Below are 20,852 nucleotides of genomic sequence, written 5' to 3'. Positions count from 1 at the left end.
CCTCAATTCTTCCAGTAGATGGGTTGCCTAGCGAAGGCGACCCTTGCGGTCGTCCTTGTCGTGACCCCTGAAGGTACGGGTGGGGGCGAATTCGCCCAACTTGTGCCCGACCATTGCTTCGGTCACGTAAACAGGAACGTGCTTACGACCGTCGTGCACAGCGAAAGTCAGCCCGATGAAATCGGGGGTGATGACGCTGCGGCGCGACCAGGTTTTGATTACATTCTTGGAGCCAGATTCGACGGCGGCATCGACCTTTTTCATTAGGTGATCGTCGACGAAGGGGCCCTTCTTCAAACTACGTGGCATCGTCTAACTCCTAATCAGCGCTTCTTGCCGGTCCGGCGACGACGCACAATGAGCTTGTCGCTGGGCTTGTTCGGACGGCGGGTGCGGCCTTCGGGCTTGCCCCAAGGCGACACTGGGTGACGGCCACCGGAAGTGCGGCCTTCGCCACCACCGTGCGGGTGATCGATCGGGTTCATAGCGACACCGCGAACCTTCGGGCGGCGTCCCTTCCAACGCAGACGACCGGCCTTGCCCCAGTTGATGTTGATCTGCTCGGCGTTGCCAACCTGACCAACGGTAGCGCGGCAATCGGCCTCAACGTTGCGGATTTCGCCGGAGGGCATACGCAGCTGAGCGAAGCGGCCTTCCTTAGCTACTAGCTGCACGGAGGAGCCAGCGGAGCGGGCAATCTTGGCGCCGCCGCCGGGCTTCAGCTCTACAGCGTGCACAACAGTACCTAGCGGAATGTTGCGAAGCGGCAGGCAGTTGCCGGGCTTGATATCAGCGCTTGGGCCTTGCTCGATCTGGTCGCCCTGCTTCACACCTGCGGGGTGCAGGATGTAACGCTTTGCGCCATCTGCGAAGTGCAGAAGAGCAATGTTGGCCGTGCGGTTCGGATCGTATTCAATGTGTGCGACCTTAGCCGGGATGCCGTCCTTATCGTGACGACGGAAGTCGATCACGCGATACTGGCGCTTGTGGCCGCCGCCGCGACGGCGAGCAGTCACGCGACCGTAAGAGTTACGGCCACCAGTCTTAGTTAGCGGACGGAGAAGCGACTTCTCGGGTGTCGACCTGGTAAGTTCCGAAAAGTCAGACACCGAGGAGAAGCGGCGACCCGGGGTCGTCGGCTTGTATTTGCGGATTCCCATGTTATTCCTCTATTTCCCCCGGCTCAGGCAACCGAATCGCCAAAGATGTCGATGGTGCCTTCGCGCAGCGTGACAATCGCGCGCTTGGTGTCCTTGCGCTTGCCATAGCCGGTGCGGGTGCGAACGCGCTTGCCCTGGCGGTTGATCGTGTTCACCGAGGCAACCTTGACGCCGAAGATGGATTCAATAGCGGCCTTGATAGCCGGCTTCTTCGCGGACTTTTCCACCTCGAAGGTGTACTTGCCCTGATCCATCAGGCTGTAGGCCTTTTCGGAAACGATCGGCGCGATGATGATGTCGCGTGGATTCCTATGCTTTTCGAGGCTCACTTGTCTTCCTCCTTGCCTTTGCCCAGGAACTTGTCGAGGGCGGCGGTGGTGAAGATGACATCGTCAGCGTCAACTACGTCGTAGGTGTTCAGCTGGTCTGCCCAGAGGAAGGTAACTTCCTGCAGGTTCGACAGCGAGGACGCGGTGGACAGCTCTTCGCGATCCAGGACTACTAGCGGGTGACGCTCTGCAACCAGAGCCTCAACAACAGCCTTAGCAGCCTTGGTCTTCGGAGTGGCATCCACATCCATGAACTTGGAGACGACGTGCATACGGTCCTTGCGGAAGCGATCCGAAAGAGCCGAGTACAGAGCGCCAAGCTTCATCTTCTTGGGGGTCCGCTGGGAGTAGTCGCGAGGCTGAGGGCCGTGAGAGACACCGCCGCCAACCCACTGCGGGGAGCGGATGGATCCCTGACGAGCACGACCGGTGCCCTTCTGCTTCCAAGGCTTCTTGCCGCCACCGCGGACGTTGCCACGGGTCTTGGTGGCGTGGGTGCCCTGACGGGCAGCAGCCAACTGGGCGACGACGACCTGGTGAATCAGCGGAATGTTGAGTTCGCGGTCGAAGATTTCGGCCGGAAGTTCATAAGTGCCGGTGGCCTTGCCTTCGGCATCCACAATGTCGATAGTCAGTTTCTCAGACATGTTCACGCACCCTTCACGGCAGTGCGGACCACAACGATCCCGTTCTTGGGACCGGGGATGGCGCCGGTGATGAGCAGGATGCCCTTTTCGGCGTCAACTGCGTGGACCGTCAGATTCTGGATGGTCCGGCGGGCGGAGCCCATGCGGCCGGCCATACGCAGGCCCTTGAAAATGCGGCCTGGAGTTGCACAAGCGCCGATAGAACCGGGCTTGCGGTGGATACGGTGGGCACCGTGGCTTGCGGGGCCGCCACCGAAGCCGTGACGCTTCATGACGCCTGCGAAGCCCTTACCCTTGGTCTTGCCAGTGACGTCGACCTTGGTGCCGGCCTCGAAGACGTCGGCAGCCAGTTCCTGGCCGAGTTCGTATTCGCCAGCATCGGGGGTACGGATTTCCACAATGTGACGGCGGGGGGCTACCCCAGCCTTCTCAAAATGTCCCTTTAGGGGCTTGGTGACCTTACGGGGGTCCAGCTCGCCGAAGGCTAGCTGAATTGCCTCGTAACCATCCGTCTCGTTGTTACGGATCTGGCTCACCACGTTCTTTTCAACCTGCACGACTGTGATGGGGACTAGTTTCTTGTCCTGATCCCACACCTGAGTCATGCCTAGCTTGCGGCCGAGAAGTGCCTTCACGGGCACTGCGGGCGCAGTCTGCTTTAGCGTGCTCATGGCAGAGTTCCTCAGAGTTTGATCTCAATGTTGACGTCAGCGGGCAGATCGAGTCGCATGAGCGAATCTACTGCCGTGGGCGTCGGGTCAATGATGTCGATTAGACGCTTGTGCGTGCGCATTTCAAAATGCTCACGGCTGTCCTTGTACTTGTGCGGCGACCGAATAACGCAGAACACGTTCTTTTCGGTCGGCAGGGGCACTGGGCCCACCACGGTGGCGCCGGCGCGCGTGACCGTGTCGACGATCTTGCGGGCCGAAGAGTCGATGACCTCGTGGTCATAGGACTTCAGCCGGATGCGGATTTTCTGTCCCGCCATGCCGTCATACCTCTATCTTTGATGTCGTATTTTGCCGACCCACGCACTCGGGCGTGTCGCATATGTTCTGCGGCGCCGAGTTTGTGGTTTCTCCTTATCTAACAGCCTCGTCTGCTCTTTCGAGCAGTTATGACTGCCGGTTTTCCAAAGCGGGCGCACGAATGCGCCATTTCGGAAGACCGGTTATCTACAATAACAGTCTTCGCCCTCGCATAAAAGGCGGTTTCTGTGTGAGTTGTACCGCTACCCGTACTCGGGCGTGTCGCGCGGGGGCGATTGAGCGGAGCGCTCCCCTATTTTGGCCTGGGAGAACAGGCCTGGACTAGCCGATCAACGGCTATCTGGAATTCTTCTTCTTTCAGCGCTCCCACTCCTACCATCAGGCCCACATGCCAGGATGCCTCTCCCCAATAATCGTGCAGCCCGCGCACCCGCAACCCCGCTTCTTCGCAGCGCGACACCAGGGCGCCCTCGGGGTAGGACGACGTCGTAAGCGCAGCGTTCAAGCCAGAGGCCTGGGCCAAAATCCGTACCCCCGGCACCCTCTCCAGAGACTCCCGCAATGTCTTAGAGCGAGCTTTGTACAGACGGCGCATCCTTCGCGTATGCCTAGCAAGTTCTCCGGACGAAACGTATGCCGCCAATGCCTGCGCCGTGATGGAACTAACCGGATTTCCTAATCCCGACCGTACTTTTGCCATCTTCTGGAACAGCGGCTTAGGAGCACTCAACCACCCCGCAGACATGCGCGGAGTCAGCAAAGTAGAGAACGTCCCCAGCAAGATCACATGCGGGTCGGCAGGGTCATCTAGCGATGCCAGCGCCGGCAAGGGAGCCGAAACGTGCCTCAGCAGCGAGTCGTAGTCGTCCTCTACCACCACTACCCTTCTGGTGCGGGCCCACTCCAGGACCGCAAAGCGCCTAGAGGCGGACATGGATGCCCCTGCCGGATACTGATGCGAGGGGGTAACCACCAACAGGTCCAGATCCAGTCCCTCCAGAGCCCGAACCATGACACCTTCGTCGTCAATAGGCACGGCCACCACCTCGTGGCCAAGCAGTCGCACCACCGTGCGCAAATGGCGGTTACCCGGAGATTCAAAGCCCACTTTGGCGGGGCGTCCCTTCAAGTATCGAAACGTATGCAGCACCGTGGCTAGGCCGTCTCTAGCCCCGGAAGTAACCATGATATTTTGCGGCGAAACCACCACCGAACGCAGATGACGCAGATGCTCAGCCAGCACCTCTGGCAGGTCGAGCTCGTCCAGTAGTTTCGCTCCGCTTCGCCACGCCGCTCGCCAAGGCGCCTCTTGTAACGACGACTCAAAGGGTATACCGGGAAGCAACGAAAGCGAAGGCGAGCCCCCCACCTTTTGCTGAGGCCGTTTTTCCGGCTTGGCCTGGGCTAATGTTGGGTGCAAATCCTCCAACTGCGTACTAACCCGTGTACCCCCACCGCGCGTGGCTTCCAAATATCCCTCGGCTGCCAGTTGTTCGTACGCGGCAACAACTGAGCCGCGGGAGAGACGCAAAGATTTGGCCAGCGCCCGCGAGGAAGGCATAGTATCCCCAGCAATGAGCACTCCCCTGCCGATCGCCTTCCGCAGCTCACCGACGATCTGCGAGGGCAACGAAGCCGAATCCGCCCGATCCAGCTGGAGCGGCAAATCCACCTCAATGCGACTTCTACCCACTGCATCTCCTTACCCTTACACAAAAAGTGGGCCCACCTGCAATGCAGGCGGGCCCACTAGAGCTATTCGCTAATCGAAAAGCTTACTTCTCGATTTCGGTCACACGACCGGAGCCAACGGTGCGGCCACCCTCACGGATAGCGAAGCCGAGGCCAACTTCCATAGCGATCGGGTGAATCAGTTCAACCTCGATCTCGGTGGTGTCGCCAGGCATGACCATTTCCTTGCCCTCGGGCAGCTGGATGATACCGGTCACGTCAGTGGTACGGAAGTAGAACTGCGGGCGGTAGTTCGAGTAGAAGGACTTGTGGCGTCCGCCTTCTTCCTTCTTCAGGATGTAGACCTGACCCTTGAACTGGGTGTGAGGAGTGATCGAGCCGGGCTGGCAGACAACCTGGCCACGCTCAACATCTTCGCGCTTGGTGCCACGCAGCAGCAGACCACAGTTTTCGCCTGCCCAGGCTTCGTCCATGGTCTTGTGGAACATTTCGATGCCGGTGACGGTGGTCTTCTGGGTTTCGCGAATACCAACGATTTCGACTTCAGAGTTCAGAGCGAGCTTGCCGCGCTCTGCACGACCGGTCACAACGGTGCCACGGCCGGTAATGGTGAAGACGTCTTCGATCGGCATCAGGAACGGCTTGTCGAGGTCGCGCTCCGGAGTCGGGATGTACTCGTCGACTGCGTCCATCAGCTTCTCAATCTGAGCAACCCATTCCGGATCGCCTTCGAGGGCCTTCAGAGCGGAGATGCGGATTACAGGAGCGTTGTCGCCATCGAAATCCTGGGAGTTCAGCAGGTCGCGAACTTCTTCCTCGACCAGTTCCAGCATTTCTTCGTCATCAACCATGTCGGCCTTGTTCAGGGCGACGAGGATTACGGGCACACCGACCTGACGGGCGAGCAGAACGTGCTCGCGAGTCTGAGCCATCGGGCCATCGGTGGCGGCTACAACTAGGATTGCGCCGTCCATCTGAGCCGCACCGGTAATCATGTTCTTGATGTAGTCGGCGTGGCCGGGAGCATCTACGTGAGCGTAGTGACGCTTCTCGGTCTGGTACTCGACGTGGGAGACGTTAATGGTAATACCACGATCGCGCTCTTCAGGAGCGTTGTCGACCTCGTCGAACGGGGTGAACTCGTTCAGATCGGGGTACTTGTCGTGCAGCACCTTGGTGATAGCTGCAGTGGTAGTGGTTTTACCATGGTCAACGTGACCGATGGTGCCGACGTTTACGTGCGGCTTGGACTTGTCGTACTGGGCCTTAGCCACTTTTGTCCTCCTGGGACTCGGGTAGTTACTCTCAAATAAGCCTTTGGCTGATTATAAGCCTAACAGGCGAATGAGACCACTACGGGTTTGTTTTTAATTTTGTGTGCAGGATCAAACCCGCGGGTCCTACTCGCCCCGGGTCTTTGCAATGATTTCGTCAGCAACGTTGCGAGGAACCTCGGCGTAGCTGTCGAACTCCATCGAGTATACTGCTCGGCCCTGCGTCTTCGACCGAAGGTCTCCGACATAACCGAACATTTCCGATAGAGGCACGGTTGCACGCACGATCTTAATGCCGTGCGCATCCTCCATAGCAGAAATACTGCCACGGCGAGAGTTCAGATCGCCAATCACATCGCCCATGTATTCCTCGGGGGTACGGACCTCGACGGCCATAACCGGCTCGAGCAGAACCGGGTTTGCCTTGCGAGCGCCCTCCTTGAAGACCATGGAGCCAGCGATCTTGAACGCCATTTCAGAGGAGTCCACGTCGTGGTATGCGCCATCAACCAGGGTGGCCTTCACACCGACGAGCGGGTATCCAGCAAGAATACCGGACTCCATTGCATCCTGAATACCGGCGTCAACCGACGGAATGTATTCGCGCGGAACACGACCACCGGTGATCTTGTCTTCGAAGATGTAAGTTTCTTCGCCATCGAGCGGTAGGGGCTCGAAGGAAACCTGCACCTTTGCGAACTGGCCGGAACCACCAGTCTGCTTCTTGTGAGTGTAGTCGACCTTTTCGACTGCCTTCTTGATGGTTTCGCGGTAAGCAACCATCGGAGCACCGACGTTTGCTTCAACCTTGAACTCGCGACGCATGCGGTCGACGAGGACGTCCAGGTGAAGCTCGCCCATACCACCAATAACGGTCTGGCCGGTTTCTTCGTCTAGGCGCACAGTGAAGGTCGGGTCTTCTTCTGCCAGCTTCTGGATAGCAGTACCCAGCTTTTCCTGGTCAGCCTTCGACTTCGGCTCGATAGCGACGTGGATAACCGGATCCGGGAACGACATCGACTCAAGAATGATCTGCTTCTGCTGGTCAGAAAGGGTGTCACCAGTGGTGGTTTCCTTCAGACCGATGAAAGCGTAAATGTGACCTGCGTGCGCCTCGTCCACCTGGTTCTCGTGGTTGGAGTGCATCTGGAAGATCTTGCCAATGCGCTCGCGCTTTTCCTTGGTGGAGTTAGCAACCTGGTCGCCGGCGTTGATCTTACCGGAGTAGACGCGGACGTAGGTCAGCTTGCCATAGAAGGGGTGAACCGCAACCTTGAACGCCAGCGCCGCGAAGGGCTCGTTCTCGTCAGGCTTACGGATCAGTTCCTCGTCCTCGTGACGCGGCTCGAAGCCGTGCACCGGAGGAACATCGAGCGGCGAGGGCAGGAAGGCCAGCACGCCGTCCAGCATCGGCTGGACACCCTTGTTCTTGAATGCGGAACCGGCGAATACCGGGTAGACCTCGGAAGCGATAGTACGCTGACGCAGACCAGCAATGATCTGCTCGTTGGTCAGCTCACCGGTCTCGAGGTAGGTCTCCATGAGTTCTTCAGAAGACTCAGCTGCGATCTCGACGGCCTCTTCGCGCAAAGAAGCAGCCTTGTCGGCTAGCTCTGCGGGAATCTCGGATTCTTCGACAACCGAACCGAAGGTGTCGTTGCCATCGGCATCCTTTTCAGGGAAGTGCAGGGCCTTCATACGTAGGACGTCAACGACGCCCTCGAAATCGTGCTCTGCGCCGATCGGGAAGGTGATGACGACGGGGGTAGCGTGCAGACGCTCGCGAATGGTACCCACGGAGTAATCGAAGTCCGCACCCAGCTTGTCCATCTTGTTGACGAAGCAGATACGGGGGACGTTGTACTTGTCAGCCTGACGCCACACGGTCTCGGACTGAGGCTCAACGCCTTCCTTACCGTCGAACACGGCAACAGCACCGTCGAGAACACGCAGGGAGCGCTCTACCTCGACAGTGAAGTCAACGTGGCCGGGGGTGTCGATGATGTTGATCTGGTTTTCTTTCCAGAAGCAGGTGGTCGCAGCAGAAGTAATGGTAATGCCACGTTCCTTTTCCTGGTCCATCCAGTCCATGGTGCCTGCGCCATCGTGGGTTTCACCAATCTTGTAATTGATGCCTGTGTAGAACAGGATGCGCTCGGTCACGGTGGTCTTGCCGGCATCGATGTGAGCCATGATGCCAATGTTGCGGACCTTAGTAAGGTCGGTAAGCACGTCTAGTGCCACTGGTGTTGTCCTAACTTGTTGACGAAACGGATAAAGAATCCGGTGGCCGTCGGCTTAACCCGGCGGATCACCAGCGGTAGTGAGCGAAAGCCTTGTTGGATTCGGCCATCTTGTGCATGTCCTCGCGCTTCTTCACAGAAGCCCCAAGGCCATTAGACGCATCCAGGATTTCGTTCATCAGACGATCAGTCATGGTGCCTTCACGGCGCTTGCGAGAAAAGTCTACCAACCAACGCAACGCTAGAGTAGTTGCACGGTTCGGCTTTACCTCGACAGGCACCTGGTAGGTGGCGCCACCGACGCGGCGAGAACGAACTTCGAGGGACGGACGGATGTTGTCAAGCGCGCGCTTCAGAACGGCAACCGGATCCTGATCCGTCTTGCCGCGAACACCTTCGAGGGCGTTGTAAACGATGCGCTCAGCCAGCGACTTCTTGCCATCAAGAAGAACGCGGTTAACCAGCTGAGTGACGATGGTCGAGCCGTAGACCGGGTCAACGGCCAGAGGGCGCTTGGGAGCGGGACCTTTACGAGGCATTTACTACTTCTCCTTCTTTGCGCCGTAGCGGGAACGAGCCTGCTTGCGGTCGCGTACACCCTGGGTGTCTAGCGAGCCGCGGACAATACGGTAGCGGACACCGGGAAGGTCCTTCACACGGCCACCGCGCACCAGCACGATGGAGTGTTCCTGAAGGTTGTGGCCTTCGCCGGGAATGTACGCCGAAACTTCGATGCCAGACGAAAGGCGCACACGGGCAACCTTACGCAGAGCGGAGTTCGGCTTCTTCGGGGTGGTGGTGTACACGCGGGTGCACACGCCACGGCGCTGCGGGGAGCCTTTAAGCGCAGGTGTGGACACCTTGCTACGCCTGGACTGACGACCCTTGCGCACCAACTGCTGAATAGTAGGCACTACGTCTCCGTTGTTTAGAAAATGAAATGATTAAGTTTAGCTCCGGCGTCCTTGGGAAATCCCTAACTTTTGATTACCGCCCCAGGGCAGCGTTCACCGCCAGGGGCCGGCCCGCCCAGACTGGCTGTACTGGAACGTCCGGAGCCTCAACGGTAGAAGCCCGATGCCGCTTGCTGCGGCGTAAAGCGGTAACCCGACGCATCGGGTACCAGCGTCAAGATTACGGCAATAGGCCTGGTGCGTCAAAGGTTCCTTGCCCTTGTGTGAGCAACCTGACGCTACCGCTGGCCTCCTTGTTCTTAAAAGCAAAAGGCCCGGAGCCCCATATGGGATTCCGGGCCTTCGCAGCTATTTACAGACCGTTGCGGAAGGCGGTTTCGAAGTTGATTCCTGCCAAGAAATCATCGTCTACCTCGCCTACGCGGAAGTCATCTTCAGACCAGCCAACGTTAGCCATCGCCTCGGCGGTGGGCTCTACGTTCACGTGCTGGTAGTTGCTCAGGCCGGTACCGGCCGGGATCAACTTACCAAGGATAACGTTTTCCTTGAGGCCGAGCAGCGGATCGTCCTTGCCGTTCATAGCAGCTTCTGTCAGGACCTTGGTGGTTTCCTGGAAGGATGCTGCAGATAGCCAAGAATCCGTTGCCAGCGACGCCTTGGTGATACCCATCAGCTCAGGACGGCCCGCAGCGGGCTTGCCGCCCTCGGCCACGGTCCGCCTGTTCTCGTCGCGGAAACGCATAGTGTCTACCAGTTCGCCGGGCAGCAACTTGGTGTCGCCCGAATCCAGCACGGTCACGCGGCGCAGCATCTGGCGCACAATGACTTCGACGTGCTTGGCGTGAATATCCACGCCCTGGGAACGGTACACTTCCTGCACTTCGTCAACCAACTGCTTCTGGGTGGCGTTCACGCCGAGGACGCGCAGCACCTTCTTGGGGTCTACACGGCCTTCGACCAACTGCTGTCCGACGCCCACATGGTCGCCGTCCTTTACCAGCAGCTTCTGGCGGCGCGAAACCTCGATCTCGAGGTCGGCTTCACCGTCGTCGCGGGTAATGGTAACCACGCGCGGGCCGTCTGCTTCGTCGACGATCTTCACGCGGCCGGCGGCCTCGGTGATCGCAGCTTCACCCTTCGGGGTACGAGCTTCGAAGAGCTCCTGCACACGGGGCAGACCCTGGGTAATGTCCGAAGCACCAGCAGCACCACCGGTGTGGAACGTACGCATCGTCAGCTGAGTACCGGGCTCACCAATGGACTGGGCGGCGATAATGCCTACGGCCTCACCGATGTCCACACGCTTGCCGGTGGCGAGCGAACGCCCGTAACAAGCAGCACAGGTACCAACTGAGGACTCGCAAGTCAGCACGGAACGCACCTTGATGGTGGTGATTCCAGCATCGATCAGCTTGTCGATCAGCGCGTCGCCCACATCTGCGCCGGCCTCGGCAACAACGTTGCCATCCGCGTCCACGGCATCCTTCAGAAGGGTACGCGCAAATGCGGTGGTCTCGACGATGTCAGAACGCACTGCCTTGCCGTCCTCGCCAATGGAACCAATGTTCATGGTCAGGCCGCGGCGGGTGCCACAGTCTTCTTCGCGAACGATGACATCCTGAGACACGTCAACCAGACGACGGGTCAGGTAACCGGAGTCTGCGGTACGCAGCGCCGTGTCAGCCAGACCCTTACGGGCGCCGTGGGTTGCGGTGAAGTATTCCAGAACCGTTAGGCCTTCGCGGTAGTTGGACTTGATAGGACGCTCGATCAGCTTCTGCTTCGGGTCCGACACCAGGCCACGCATACCGGCGATCTGGCGGATCTGGTCCCAGTTACCACGGGCGCCAGAGGAGACCATGCGGAACACGGTGTTGCGAACCGGGAAGTTCGCGCGCATTGCCTCTGCAACCTTCGCAGTACATTCGGTCCAAATCGCCACAACTTCGCGGTAACGATCGTCGTCGGTAATCAGACCGAGGTCGTAGTTCGACTGCACGTCTGCTGCCCGCTTCTCGTAGTCGGCCAGAATTTCCTTCTTCACCTCGGGGCTGACAACGTCGCTGAACGCGATGGAAATACCAGACCAGGTAGACCAGTGGAAACCGGCTGCCTTCAGCGCATCCAAGGAGGCTGCGGTGACAACCTTCGGGTACCGCTCTGCCAGGGTGTTGACGATGGTGCCGAGCACCTTCTTGTCAACGACCTTGTCTACGAACGGGTAATCCACAGGCAAGGTCTCGTTCAAAATGGCGCGCCCGAGGGAAGTCTCCAGCACGACGGGATCCCCGTCCTGCCAGCCTTCCGGAGCCTGCCAATCGACCGGCGGGACAATGTCCTCAAAGCGGATGCGAGCCTTGGCATTCAGATCCAGTTCGCCCAGATCGAAGGCCATGATGGCTTCGGCTACAGAGGAGAAGTAACGCACAACCGGGTTGCCGTCCTCGTCCTTCTTTACCTCGACTGCCGGGTCGGGCTCAGAGGACAGGTGGAACAGGCCGATGATCATATCCTGCGAAGGCATGGTAACCGGACGGCCGTCAGACGGCTTCAGGATGTTGTTTGCGGACAGCATCAAGATGCGGGCTTCAGCCTGCGCCTCAGCACCCAGCGGCAAGTGGACTGCCATCTGGTCACCGTCGAAGTCGGCGTTGAACGCACCACATACCAGCGGGTGCAGCTGAATAGCCTTACCTTCAACCAGTACCGGTTCGAACGCCTGAATGCCTAGACGGTGCAGCGTAGGTGCACGGTTCAGCAGCACGGGGTGCTCGCGAATGACTTCGTCCAGCACATCCCACACTTGCGAGCGCTGGCGTTCCACCATGCGCTTTGCAGCCTTCACGTTCTGGGCGTAGTTGTGGTCGACCAGACGCTTCATTACGAAGGGCTTGAACAGTTCCAGGGCCATCTGCTTGGGCAGGCCACACTGGTGCAGGTGCAGCTGCGGACCAACCACGATGACTGAACGGCCCGAGTAGTCCACGCGCTTGCCCAGCAGGTTCTGACGGAAACGACCCTGCTTACCCTTCAGCATGTCCGAAAGGGACTTCAGCGGGCGGTTGCCGGGGCCCGAAACCGGGCGGCCACGACGACCGTTGTCGAACAGGGCGTCGACCGACTCCTGCAACATGCGCTTTTCGTTGTTGATGATGATCTCGGGAGCGCCCAGATCAAGCAGTCGCTTCAGACGGTTGTTGCGGTTGATCACGCGACGGTACAGATCGTTCAGGTCCGAGGTCGCAAAACGGCCACCGTCCAGCTGCACCATTGGGCGCAGATCCGGCGGGATGACCGGGATGCAATCCAGCACCATGCCCTGCGGCGAGTTGCCGGTGCGCAGGAAGGCGTTTACTACCTTCAGACGCTTCAGAGCGCGGGTCTTCCGCTGGCCGGTGTTGGTAGCGATGGTTTCGCGCAGTGCTTCTGCTTCGCCCTCGAGGTCGAAGTTTTCGAGGCGCTTCTGCACGGCAGCCGCGCCCTTCGAACCCTTGAAGTAGATTCCGTAGCGCGAATCCAGCTCGCGGTACATCAGTTCGTCGCCCTCTAGGTCACCGACTTTCAAGTTTACGAACTTGTCCCACATGTCGTCAAGGCGCTTCAGGGTCTGCTCTGCCTTGCGGCGGATCTGCCCCATTTCCTTGTCGGCGGCCTTCTTCAGCTTGTCCAGCTGAGCCTTGGTGGGCTTGCCTTCGGCCTCCAGCGTGGCCAGATCCTTCTCGAGCTTCTCAGCTCTGCGGTTAATAGCAGAGTCAACGCCCTCTGAAACGCGCTTGATTTCAACATCCAGCTCGTTGCGCAGCGACGGCATATCTGCATGCCTGGCCTCTTCGTCTACCTCGGTGATCATGTAGGCAGCGAAGTAGATGACCTTCTCTAGGTCCTTCGGAGCCAGATTCAGCAGGTAGCCGAGGCGGGAAGGCACACCCTTGAAGTACCAGATGTGAGTAACCGGGGCGGCCAGTTCAATGTGGCCCATGCGCTCACGGCGCACGTTCGACTTGGTTACCTCTACGCCACAGCGTTCACAAATGATGCCCTTGTACCGCACGCGCTTGTACTTGCCACACGCACATTCCCAGTCGCGGGTAGGTCCGAAGATCCGCTCGCAGAACAGGCCGTCCTTTTCGGGCTTCAGAGTACGGTAGTTGATGGTCTCGGGCTTCTTTACCTCGCCGTGAGACCAGCCGCGAATATCTTCTGCAGTAGCAAGACCAATGTGTAGTTTTTCAAATGCCTTTGCGTCCATACCGACTCCTTAAATCTCATCCAGCGTGGAAGATGCAGCGTTCGGCCTAGCGCCAAGGTTGATCCCCAGCTCCTCGGTTGCACGGCCAGCATCGTCCTCTTCGTCGCGCAGCGAAACCGCTGTGCCTTCTGCGTCAAGTGCCTCAACGTTCAGGCACAGAGAACGCATTTCCTGGATGAGCACGCGGAACGATTCGGGGATACCCGGTTCCGGAATGTCGTCACCCTTTACGATCGCCTCGTAAACCTTCACGCGCCCGACGATGTCGTCAGACTTCACGGTTAGCAGTTCCTGCAAGGCGTAGGCGGCACCGTATGCCTCCATTGCCCAAACTTCCATTTCGCCGAAACGCTGGCCGCCGAACTGCGCCTTACCACCCAGCGGCTGCTGAGTAATCATCGAGTACGGGCCGGTCGAACGGGCGTGGATCTTGTCGTCAACCAAGTGGTGTAGCTTCAGCATGTACTTGTAGCCGACCGCGATGCGGTACGGGAACGGTTCGCCGGAGCGGCCGTCGAACAGCTGAGCCTTGCCCAGGTCGTTGACCATGCGCACGCCGTCGCGGTTAGGCAGAGTGCAGGTGAGCAGGCCGTTGAGTTCTTCCTGCTGCACGCCGTCGAACACCGGGGTGGCCAGCAGCGAACGTGCCGGGGCCTTCAGGCCGTCCTTCGGCAGTAGCTTGGTCCACTCTTCGTTGTTCTTCAGGGCCTCGGTAGCGTCCCAACCCTGCGAAGCGATCCACCCAAGGTGCATCTCTAGTACCTGGCCGACGTTCATACGGCCGGGCACGCCCAGCGGGTTCAGGATAATGTCAACCGGGGTGCCATCTTCCATGAACGGCATGTCCTCGACCGGCAGAATCTTCGAAACAACACCCTTGTTACCGTGACGACCAGACATCTTGTCGCCAACGGTAATCTTGCGGCGCTGCGCAACGTAGACGCGCACCATGTGCTTTACGCCCGGGGGTAATTCGTCCTCTTCGTCATTGAATTCGCGTACGCCAATGACGATGCCGGATTCGCCGTGAGGAACACGCATCGAGGTGTCGCGCACCTCGCGTGCCTTCTCGCCGAAGATGGCGCGCAGCAGACGCTCTTCCGAAGTCAGTTCGGTTTCGCCCTTAGGGGTGACCTTGCCAACCAGGATGTCGCCGGAAGTGACCTCTGCGCCAATGCGGATGATGCCGCGCTCGTCTAGGTTGGCCAGGGCGTCCTCGCCAACGTTCGGGATGTCACGGGTAATTTCCTCAAGACCCAGCTTGGTTTCGCGAGCATCAATTTCGTGCTCTTCGATGTGGATCGAAGTGAGGACGTCGTCCTGCACCACGCGACGCGAAAGGATGATCGCGTCCTCGTAGTTCAGGCCTTCCCAAGACATGTAGGCAACTAGCAGGTTCTTACCGAGGGCGAGTTCGCCACCGTCGGTCGCAGGACCGTCGGCCAGCAGGTCGCCCTTTTCGACACGCTGGCCTACCTCTACAGCAACGTGCTGGTTAGAGCAGTTGCCGGGGTTCGAGCGCTCGAACTTTTCCAGCTTGTAAACCTGGTGGGTGCCGTCGTCATTTAGAACCGAGATCGCGTCCGCATCCAGTTCTTCAACGACGCCAGCCTTGGCGGCTACTACGGAATCGCCGGCGTCAATAGCGCAGCGGCGCTCCATGCCGGTGCCCACCATCGGGGCCTCAGTCTTCAGTAGCGGCACAGCCTGACGCTGCATGTTCGCGCCCATTAGTGCGCGGTTTGCGTCGTCGTGTTCCAGGAACGGAATCAGTGCGGTTGCAACCGAGCACATCTGACGTGCGGACACGTCAATGTAGTCGACGTCCTCGACGGGTACCAGTGCGGGGTCGCCGCCTGCGATACGGCAGACAACTTCTTCACCAAGAATGTTGCCCTCGTCGTCCATCGGGGTGGACGCCTGCGCAATGTAGCTGCCGTTCTCGTCGTCTGCAGTTAGATATTCCAGTTCGTCGGTGACCTTGCCGTCGACAACGCGACGGTACGGGGTTTCCACGAAACCGAAGGGGTTGATGCGCGCGTAGGATGCCAGCGAACCAATCAGACCAATGTTCGGGCCTTCAGGGGTTTCAATCGGGCACATGCGGCCGTAGTGGGACGGGTGAACGTCGCGGACTTCCATGCCTGCACGGTCACGGGATAGACCACCGGGGCCGAGGGCGGACAGACGGCGCTTGTGGGTAAGTCCAGCCAGCGGGTTGTTCTGGTCCATGAACTGCGACAGCTGCGAAGTACCGAAGAATTCCTTGATTGCCGCAACCACTGGGCGAATGTTGATCAGGGTCTGCGGGGTGATCGCTTCAACGTCCTGAGTGGTCATGCGTTCGCGCACGACCCTTTCCATACGGGACATACCGGTGCGCACCTGCACCTGGATCAGTTCGCCGACGGCGCGGATGCGACGGTTGCCGAAGTGATCGATGTCGTCGGTCTCTACGCGCATCTCGACTTCCTGGCCCTTGCGCACGCCGGGGAAGGTACGCTGGCCGGCGTGAATCGCTAGCAGGTACTTGAAGGCGGTGATGATGTCTTCAATGCGCAGGGTGGATTCGTCCAGAGAAGTTTCGATTCCCAGCTTCTTGTTGATCTTGTAGCGACCAACTTTTGCCAGATCGTAGCGCTTGTCGTTGAAGTAGAAGCCCTCTAGCAGCGACCGGCCAGCTTCAGCAGAAGCCGGTTCGCCCGGGCGGATCTTCCTGTAAATGTCAGTCTGGGCATCCTCGGTGGTGCGGATCGCTTCTGGATCCTTCTCGAGGGTTTCCAGCATTACCGGGTAGTCCTTGAATTCCGAGCGGATTTCCTCGGGGGTCATGCCGAGGGCGCGCAGGAAGATGGTGGCGGACTGCTTGCGCTTACGGTCGATGCGAACGCCAACGTTCTCGCGCTTGTCGATCTCCATCTCGAGCCAAGCACCCCTAGAGGGGATGAAGCGGCAGCCGAAGATGTCCTTGTCGGAGGTCTTGTCGGCAGTTCGTTCGAAGTAAACGCCGGGGCTACGAACCAGCTGGGAGACAACGACACGCTCAGTGCCGTTGATGATGAAGGTGCCGCGCGGAGTCATGAGTGGGAAGTCGCCCATGAACACGGTCTGCGACTTAATTTCGCCAGTGTTTTCGTTTACGAACTCGGCGGTGACGAACAGCGGAGCAGAGTAGGTGTAGTCCTTCTCTTTGCATTCGTCAATGGAGTACTTGGGCTGGTCGAAGTAGTATTCCCGGAACGACAGAGACATCGTCTCGCCAAAATCGCGAATAGGGCTGATTTCGGCGAACACTTCTTCGAGGCCGGACATCGCAGGCAGTTCGTTAGAACCGGATGCCTGAGATTCTTCGACCCTTTCCTTCCATGCTTCGTTTCCAAGCAGCCAATCGAAGGACTGCATCTGCAGGCCCAGCAGGTTGGGCAGCTGCATTGGTTCTTGAATTTGGTTGAATGAGATTCGGTGGCGTGCCACCGGTGCGTCTGAGGTGCTCAAGGCAGCCAAAGGTGTCCCTTCCTAAATGGATGGTTGCGCACGGCGTCGAACTGGCCCCTAACTGATACTGGGTTCAACCGCACTTTGCGCTCATTTAAATGCGGGACTTCCAGCTCACCTCGGACACAGAACACGCGAACTATTAGATTAGCTTTTTTATTACCAGGTGTCTATACTTGCCCTTTTCATTGTAGGCAGTTTCACAAGGTCATGGGGCTTTTTGCAGAGGGCGCCCTGCCCAGCCAGTCGCAGTTGGCGATATTCCGATAAAATTGGCAGTCGAAGAACTGCTCCCCGGATTGGAATGCTTATGCCCCTTGCTCCTTTGCTTCGGCAATTGCGGGCCGGCCTGTCGGCATTTCAGACAATGTTTGCGGACGACCCAGCTCTGCTTGCCCTGCAGGTTTGTCGTCGCCTCCCCTTGCCGGTGGCAAATGCCTTAAGCCCACTCACGCGAGTACTTCCTTCGGGGCAGACAATTGCTGCCATGCTGCAGCGGGATTTACAGAGGGCGGCGCAGACGGCACAGCCTAGCCCTCGCAATGGTTTTGAGGCAGCGGTGTGGGCGTTGGCGGGAATGTGCCCACCAAGGAAATACGGGCGCGCCTATGCGCGTTTTCTGCAGCGAATTGGGAAAATTCCGGAGGCCATCGATGCCGCTCCCCCGGCACTGCAATCCCGCCTGGTCGCAAACGCCGCAATCCAAACGGATGGTTTTGCTCTGCCTACCGCGGATCTGCCGGCTCGCACCTACCAGGTGCCGCAGGGCCGCCACCGCGCTTTGCACATTCTTACCAATTCCCTCCCCTTCACCCAATCTGGCTATTCCCTGCGCACTCACCAGGTGCTGCTGGCGCAGACACAGGCCGGTATCTCAGTGCGCGCCTTGACCCGCCTTGGATACCCCCTGATAATCGGCAAGGTTGCCACTTCTGACAGGCAGCAAATAGACGGTGTCGACTACGCCCGGATGCTGCCCGCTAGTTGGCCCAGGCTGTGGCCTGCCCGACTTGCCCGGTCTGCAAAAGAGGCCGCCATCGCCGCCAACTCTTTTGCCCCAAATGTCTTACACACCACCACCGACTTTAAGAATGCCTTGGTGACAGCTGCTCTGGCCAAGCGTTTCGACCTCCCCTGGGTTTACGAGATGCGCGGTGAGCTCGAAAGTACCTGGCTATCCAAACTGCCGGAAGAATATCGGGCGAGCGGCGAAACCAGCTGGTACTACCGGCACCTAGCCCGAAAAGAAACGCTGATGGCAGCAATGGCAGACGCCGTTGTCGTCCTCTCTGCCGTGCATAAACAAAGGCTGTGTGCCCGTGGGGTGGACGCGCACAAGATCTTCGTAGTGCCCAATCTGCCACTATCTCCTCCCGCCCAATGCACCCGCCTCCAGGCGCGCGCCCAGCTGGGCATTCCTGCTGATCGCAAACTGTTCGGCTCCATTTCTTCCATCGTCGCCTACGAAGGCCTAGAAACGGCTATCTATGCCCTGGCACAGCTGTGCCAGCGCGGCGAGGACGTCCATCTTGCACTCGTCGGTTCTGGCGAATCAGTCCCCGCGCTAAAGGCGCTGGCGGCCAAATGTCAGGTAGCGCACCGGGTCAGTTTCGTAGGCCGGGTATCCCCCGAACGGGCTCGCCTGTGGTACAAGGCGCTGGATTGTTTTGTGATTCCTAGGCGCGATGAGCCGGTAACCAGGACTGTCACACCCATTAAAGGCATGGAGGCGGTAGCGGCGGGCACGCCCCTCATCTGTTCCAATTTGCCCGCGTTAGCCGAGATCACGCCACCGTCCCCATCCGGCACTCTGGTTGAGGCTGCCAACGTGAGCGCCTGGGCGGATGCCGTCGCAAAAGTCTTGAACCATCCTGTTCCTGTCGCCGCGCCGCCGCTGCGGACGTGGGCCGACAATGCGCAAATATACGATCAAATCTACAAGAAAGTGCGGGGGATCTGATGTCTGGGAAACGGAAAAAAAACAAGGCGCACGCAGACATCGTTGCCAACCCTCCTACCCGCCCTCGCAGTGTAGGAGGCGCCAGTGGCGTGAACGAGGATTTGAACAGTTGGCTTTCGGAAATAACGATCGATACTTCCCCATACGGCATCACTTATCTGGCCGACTGGAACTTGAAACCGGTGGTAGGCAGGCCGCCCCTGCGCACTTACATCAGCCAGCTGTGGGGGCGGCGCCACTTCATCTGGCAGAACGCTCGGGCAAGGGCTTTCGGCAAGTCTAAGAACATGCTTTTGGGGCATGCCTGGTTGATCTTGCATCCCCTGCTGGACATTGGCATTTACGGGCTGATGTTCGGCCTCCTCTTAAAGACTTCGCGAGGCGTACCGCGTTTCGTCGGTTATCTTGCCATTGGCGTTATCTTCTTCGCGTTCTTCACTTCCGCGCTCAACGGCGGGTCGAACCTGATCCGTGGCGGACGAAACCTAATTCGCGCATTCGCTTTTCCGAGGGCGGCGCTGGCGTTCTCGTTGGCCGTGCGCAACTTCGTCGATTCCCTCCCCACTATTGCCACGTTGTTGATCTGTCTAGCTATTGGGTACGGCACGGCGGCCGTAGGGCCCACGTGGTTCTTCCTAATTCCCCTGCTTGCCCTGCAACAGCTGTTTTGCACCGGCCTCATTCTGATCGGCGGCAAACTCTGCCACATGGTGCCTGACCTGGGAGCGCTGATCAACCTACTGTCGCGGTTCTGGTTTTACGGGTCGGGCATTTTCTTCTCGGTCAAGCGCTTCGAGCACATCCCGATCGCCGTGACACTGATGGAGTGGAATCCTGCATACCAATTCCTTACCGCCTACCGCGAGTGCCTGCTGTACGGCAGAGTGCCTGCGCTGTCGTTGTTCGGCACCATTGCGGCGTGGAGCATCGGCGTGTTCGTCTTTGGTTTTGTTTTCTTCTGGCAGCGGGAGGTCGAATATGGCCGAGAACGTTAAGACCGGGGTGGAGGTTCCACTTGGTTCCATATCAGTGCTGGTGAACAACATTTCTGTTACCTACAAGAGCGAGGTAAATGACGACCGTGCTCGGCGGCGGCATTCGCTTCCCACGAGGGCGCTAATGCGGGTGCTCGGGCGCAATCCGCGCCGCGAAGTGCATGCACTTAGGGACGTTTCTTTCGCCGTCCGGTCCGGCGAAGCAGTGGGATTGGTAGGGCTAAACGGCTCGGGTAAATCCACTTTGCTCCGCATTATTGCTGGCGTGGAGACCCCAAATTCCGGAGTGGTAAAGGCTTCTTCGCAACCCGTTTTGTTGGGAGTGTCGGCGGCACTTAGCCCGGATCTGTCCGGGTACCGGAATATAAAACTGGGGTGTTTGGCCATGGGCATGGAGCCGGCGCAGGTGCAGGAGGCAATCCCCCGAGTGGCGGCACTTGCCGATATTGGAGACGCTCTTTACCGTCCTATGCGTACTTATTCTTCCGGTATGGGCTCTAGGCTGCGTTTTGCTATTGCAACTGCCTCCCGGCCGGATATCTTGCTGATAGATGAGGCGCTCAACACCGGCGATGCCGCTTTTCGGGAACGTTCCGAGGACGCCATGACTAAGATGCGCCAAAACGCGGGCACGATGTTCTTGGTTTCTCATGCCGCGCAGACGGTAGAAGAGATGTGCACCAGAGCAATCTGGCTTCATAAGGGGCGCGTGATCCAGGACGGGGATGCCTACACGGTGGCGCGTAACTACCGCAAATGGTCGTGGCTGTTGGCTAAGAATCAGCACGAACAGGCACAGCAGATTTTTGCCGAAACGCTCGAGCAGTTCGAGGAACCAGATTTGGTGGAGCTTTCCCATATGGAAGGGACTATTAGGCGCCATGGCGCCTAGGACCGGTTCG

At 58.8% G+C, this 20,852-nt stretch carries 16 protein-coding genes; 3 read left to right on the top strand and 13 right to left on the bottom strand.

All coding sequences use genetic code 11. The features are described 5' to 3' along the window. Positions 1–27: 27 nt before the first annotated feature. The 13 genes from rpsS to rpoB form a co-directional block, all read right to left on the bottom strand. Positions 28–309, bottom strand: coding sequence for a 30S ribosomal protein S19 (gene rpsS, locus AC1EKG_RS02760; protein ID WP_004805686.1), 282 nt, complete (start codon positions 307–309; stop codon positions 28–30). Between the two features lie 14 nt (positions 310–323). Beyond that, positions 324–1,160, bottom strand: coding sequence for a 50S ribosomal protein L2 (gene rplB, locus AC1EKG_RS02755; protein WP_004805685.1), 837 nt, complete (start codon positions 1,158–1,160; stop codon positions 324–326). 23 nt (positions 1,161–1,183) lie between these two features. Further along, entirely contained in the window at positions 1,184–1,489 is a 306-nt protein-coding gene (rplW, locus tag AC1EKG_RS02750; protein WP_004805684.1) for a 50S ribosomal protein L23, read from the bottom strand. Further along, positions 1,486–2,136, bottom strand: a complete 651-nt coding sequence (gene rplD / locus AC1EKG_RS02745; protein WP_004805682.1) for a 50S ribosomal protein L4 — start codon at positions 2,134–2,136, stop codon at positions 1,486–1,488. The genes rplW and rplD overlap by 4 nt, the downstream gene beginning before the upstream one ends. 2 nt (positions 2,137–2,138) lie before the next feature. Next, positions 2,139–2,807, bottom strand: coding sequence for a 50S ribosomal protein L3 (rplC, locus tag AC1EKG_RS02740; protein WP_004805680.1), 669 nt, complete (start codon positions 2,805–2,807; stop codon positions 2,139–2,141). An 11-nt stretch (positions 2,808–2,818) separates the two neighbouring features. Beyond that, the gene (rpsJ, locus tag AC1EKG_RS02735) at positions 2,819–3,127 is read right to left on the bottom strand and encodes a 30S ribosomal protein S10 (RefSeq protein WP_004805679.1); all 309 of its coding nucleotides are present in this window, start codon (positions 3,125–3,127) and stop codon (positions 2,819–2,821) included. Between the two features lie 293 nt (positions 3,128–3,420). After that, complete coding sequence (gene pdxR, locus AC1EKG_RS02730) at positions 3,421–4,821, bottom strand: MocR-like pyridoxine biosynthesis transcription factor PdxR (protein WP_004805676.1); 1,401 nt, start codon at positions 4,819–4,821, stop codon at positions 3,421–3,423. Positions 4,822–4,903: 82 nt separating this feature from the next. Further along, positions 4,904–6,094: an elongation factor Tu gene (tuf, locus tag AC1EKG_RS02725; protein WP_004805674.1), complete on the bottom strand. Its 1,191-nt coding sequence runs from the start codon at positions 6,092–6,094 to the stop codon at positions 4,904–4,906. 126 nt (positions 6,095–6,220) lie between these two features. Beyond that, complete coding sequence (gene fusA / locus AC1EKG_RS02720; protein ID WP_004805673.1) at positions 6,221–8,338, bottom strand: elongation factor G; 2,118 nt, start codon at positions 8,336–8,338, stop codon at positions 6,221–6,223. A 67-nt stretch (positions 8,339–8,405) separates the two neighbouring features. Then, complete coding sequence (gene rpsG / locus AC1EKG_RS02715; RefSeq protein WP_004805670.1) at positions 8,406–8,876, bottom strand: 30S ribosomal protein S7; 471 nt, start codon at positions 8,874–8,876, stop codon at positions 8,406–8,408. Between the two features lie 3 nt (positions 8,877–8,879). Next, entirely contained in the window at positions 8,880–9,251 is a 372-nt protein-coding gene (gene rpsL / locus AC1EKG_RS02710; RefSeq protein ID WP_004805669.1) for a 30S ribosomal protein S12, read from the bottom strand. A gap of 352 nt (positions 9,252–9,603) precedes the next feature. Continuing rightward, a complete protein-coding gene (locus tag AC1EKG_RS02705; protein ID WP_004805666.1) occupies positions 9,604–13,500 on the bottom strand; it encodes a DNA-directed RNA polymerase subunit beta' in 3,897 nt (1,298 codons plus the stop codon). A gap of 9 nt (positions 13,501–13,509) precedes the next feature. Beyond that, positions 13,510–17,004, bottom strand: a complete 3,495-nt coding sequence (rpoB, locus tag AC1EKG_RS02700; protein ID WP_004805663.1) for a DNA-directed RNA polymerase subunit beta — start codon at positions 17,002–17,004, stop codon at positions 13,510–13,512. A gap of 301 nt (positions 17,005–17,305) precedes the next feature. Here rpoB and AC1EKG_RS02695 point away from each other — a divergent pair, with 301 nt between their 5' ends. The 3 genes from AC1EKG_RS02695 to AC1EKG_RS02685 all read left to right on the top strand — a co-directional run bounded on the left by AC1EKG_RS02695 (position 17,306) and on the right by AC1EKG_RS02685 (position 20,842). After that, the gene (locus AC1EKG_RS02695; RefSeq protein WP_048707177.1) at positions 17,306–18,955 is read left to right on the top strand and encodes a glycosyltransferase family 4 protein; all 1,650 of its coding nucleotides are present in this window, start codon (positions 17,306–17,308) and stop codon (positions 18,953–18,955) included. An 89-nt stretch (positions 18,956–19,044) separates the two neighbouring features. Beyond that, on the top strand, positions 19,045–19,950 hold the full coding sequence (locus AC1EKG_RS02690; protein WP_004805659.1) for an ABC transporter permease: 906 nt from the start codon (positions 19,045–19,047) through the stop codon (positions 19,948–19,950). Continuing rightward, positions 19,934–20,842: an ABC transporter ATP-binding protein gene (locus AC1EKG_RS02685; protein WP_004805657.1), complete on the top strand. Its 909-nt coding sequence runs from the start codon at positions 19,934–19,936 to the stop codon at positions 20,840–20,842. The genes AC1EKG_RS02690 and AC1EKG_RS02685 overlap by 17 nt, the downstream gene beginning before the upstream one ends. The last annotated feature ends 10 nt before the right edge of the window (positions 20,843–20,852 follow it).

It is taken from the genome of Winkia sp. C0117E2 (assembly GCF_056590455.1).
Note: the sequence above shows the minus strand (reverse complement) of the source record. Positions and strands in the feature narration are given on the sequence as shown.

Excerpts from the sequence above, each read along its gene's own strand:
- AC1EKG_RS02685 (WP_004805657.1), top strand. The coding sequence starts at position 19,934 with ATGGCCGAGAACGTTAAGACCGGGGTGGAGGTTCCACTTGGTTCCATA.
- AC1EKG_RS02695 (WP_048707177.1), top strand. The coding sequence starts at position 17,306 with ATGCCCCTTGCTCCTTTGCTTCGGCAATTGCGGGCCGGCCTGTCGGCA.
- rpsJ (WP_004805679.1), bottom strand. The coding sequence starts at position 3,127 with ATGGCGGGACAGAAAATCCGCATCCGGCTGAAGTCCTATGACCACGAG.
- AC1EKG_RS02705 (WP_004805666.1), bottom strand. The coding sequence starts at position 13,500 with ATGGACGCAAAGGCATTTGAAAAACTACACATTGGTCTTGCTACTGCA.
- rpsS (WP_004805686.1), bottom strand. The coding sequence starts at position 309 with ATGCCACGTAGTTTGAAGAAGGGCCCCTTCGTCGACGATCACCTAATG.
- rplC (WP_004805680.1), bottom strand. The coding sequence starts at position 2,807 with ATGAGCACGCTAAAGCAGACTGCGCCCGCAGTGCCCGTGAAGGCACTT.
- rpsG (WP_004805670.1), bottom strand. The coding sequence starts at position 8,876 with ATGCCTCGTAAAGGTCCCGCTCCCAAGCGCCCTCTGGCCGTTGACCCG.
- rplB (WP_004805685.1), bottom strand. The coding sequence starts at position 1,160 with ATGGGAATCCGCAAATACAAGCCGACGACCCCGGGTCGCCGCTTCTCC.
- rplD (WP_004805682.1), bottom strand. The coding sequence starts at position 2,136 with ATGTCTGAGAAACTGACTATCGACATTGTGGATGCCGAAGGCAAGGCC.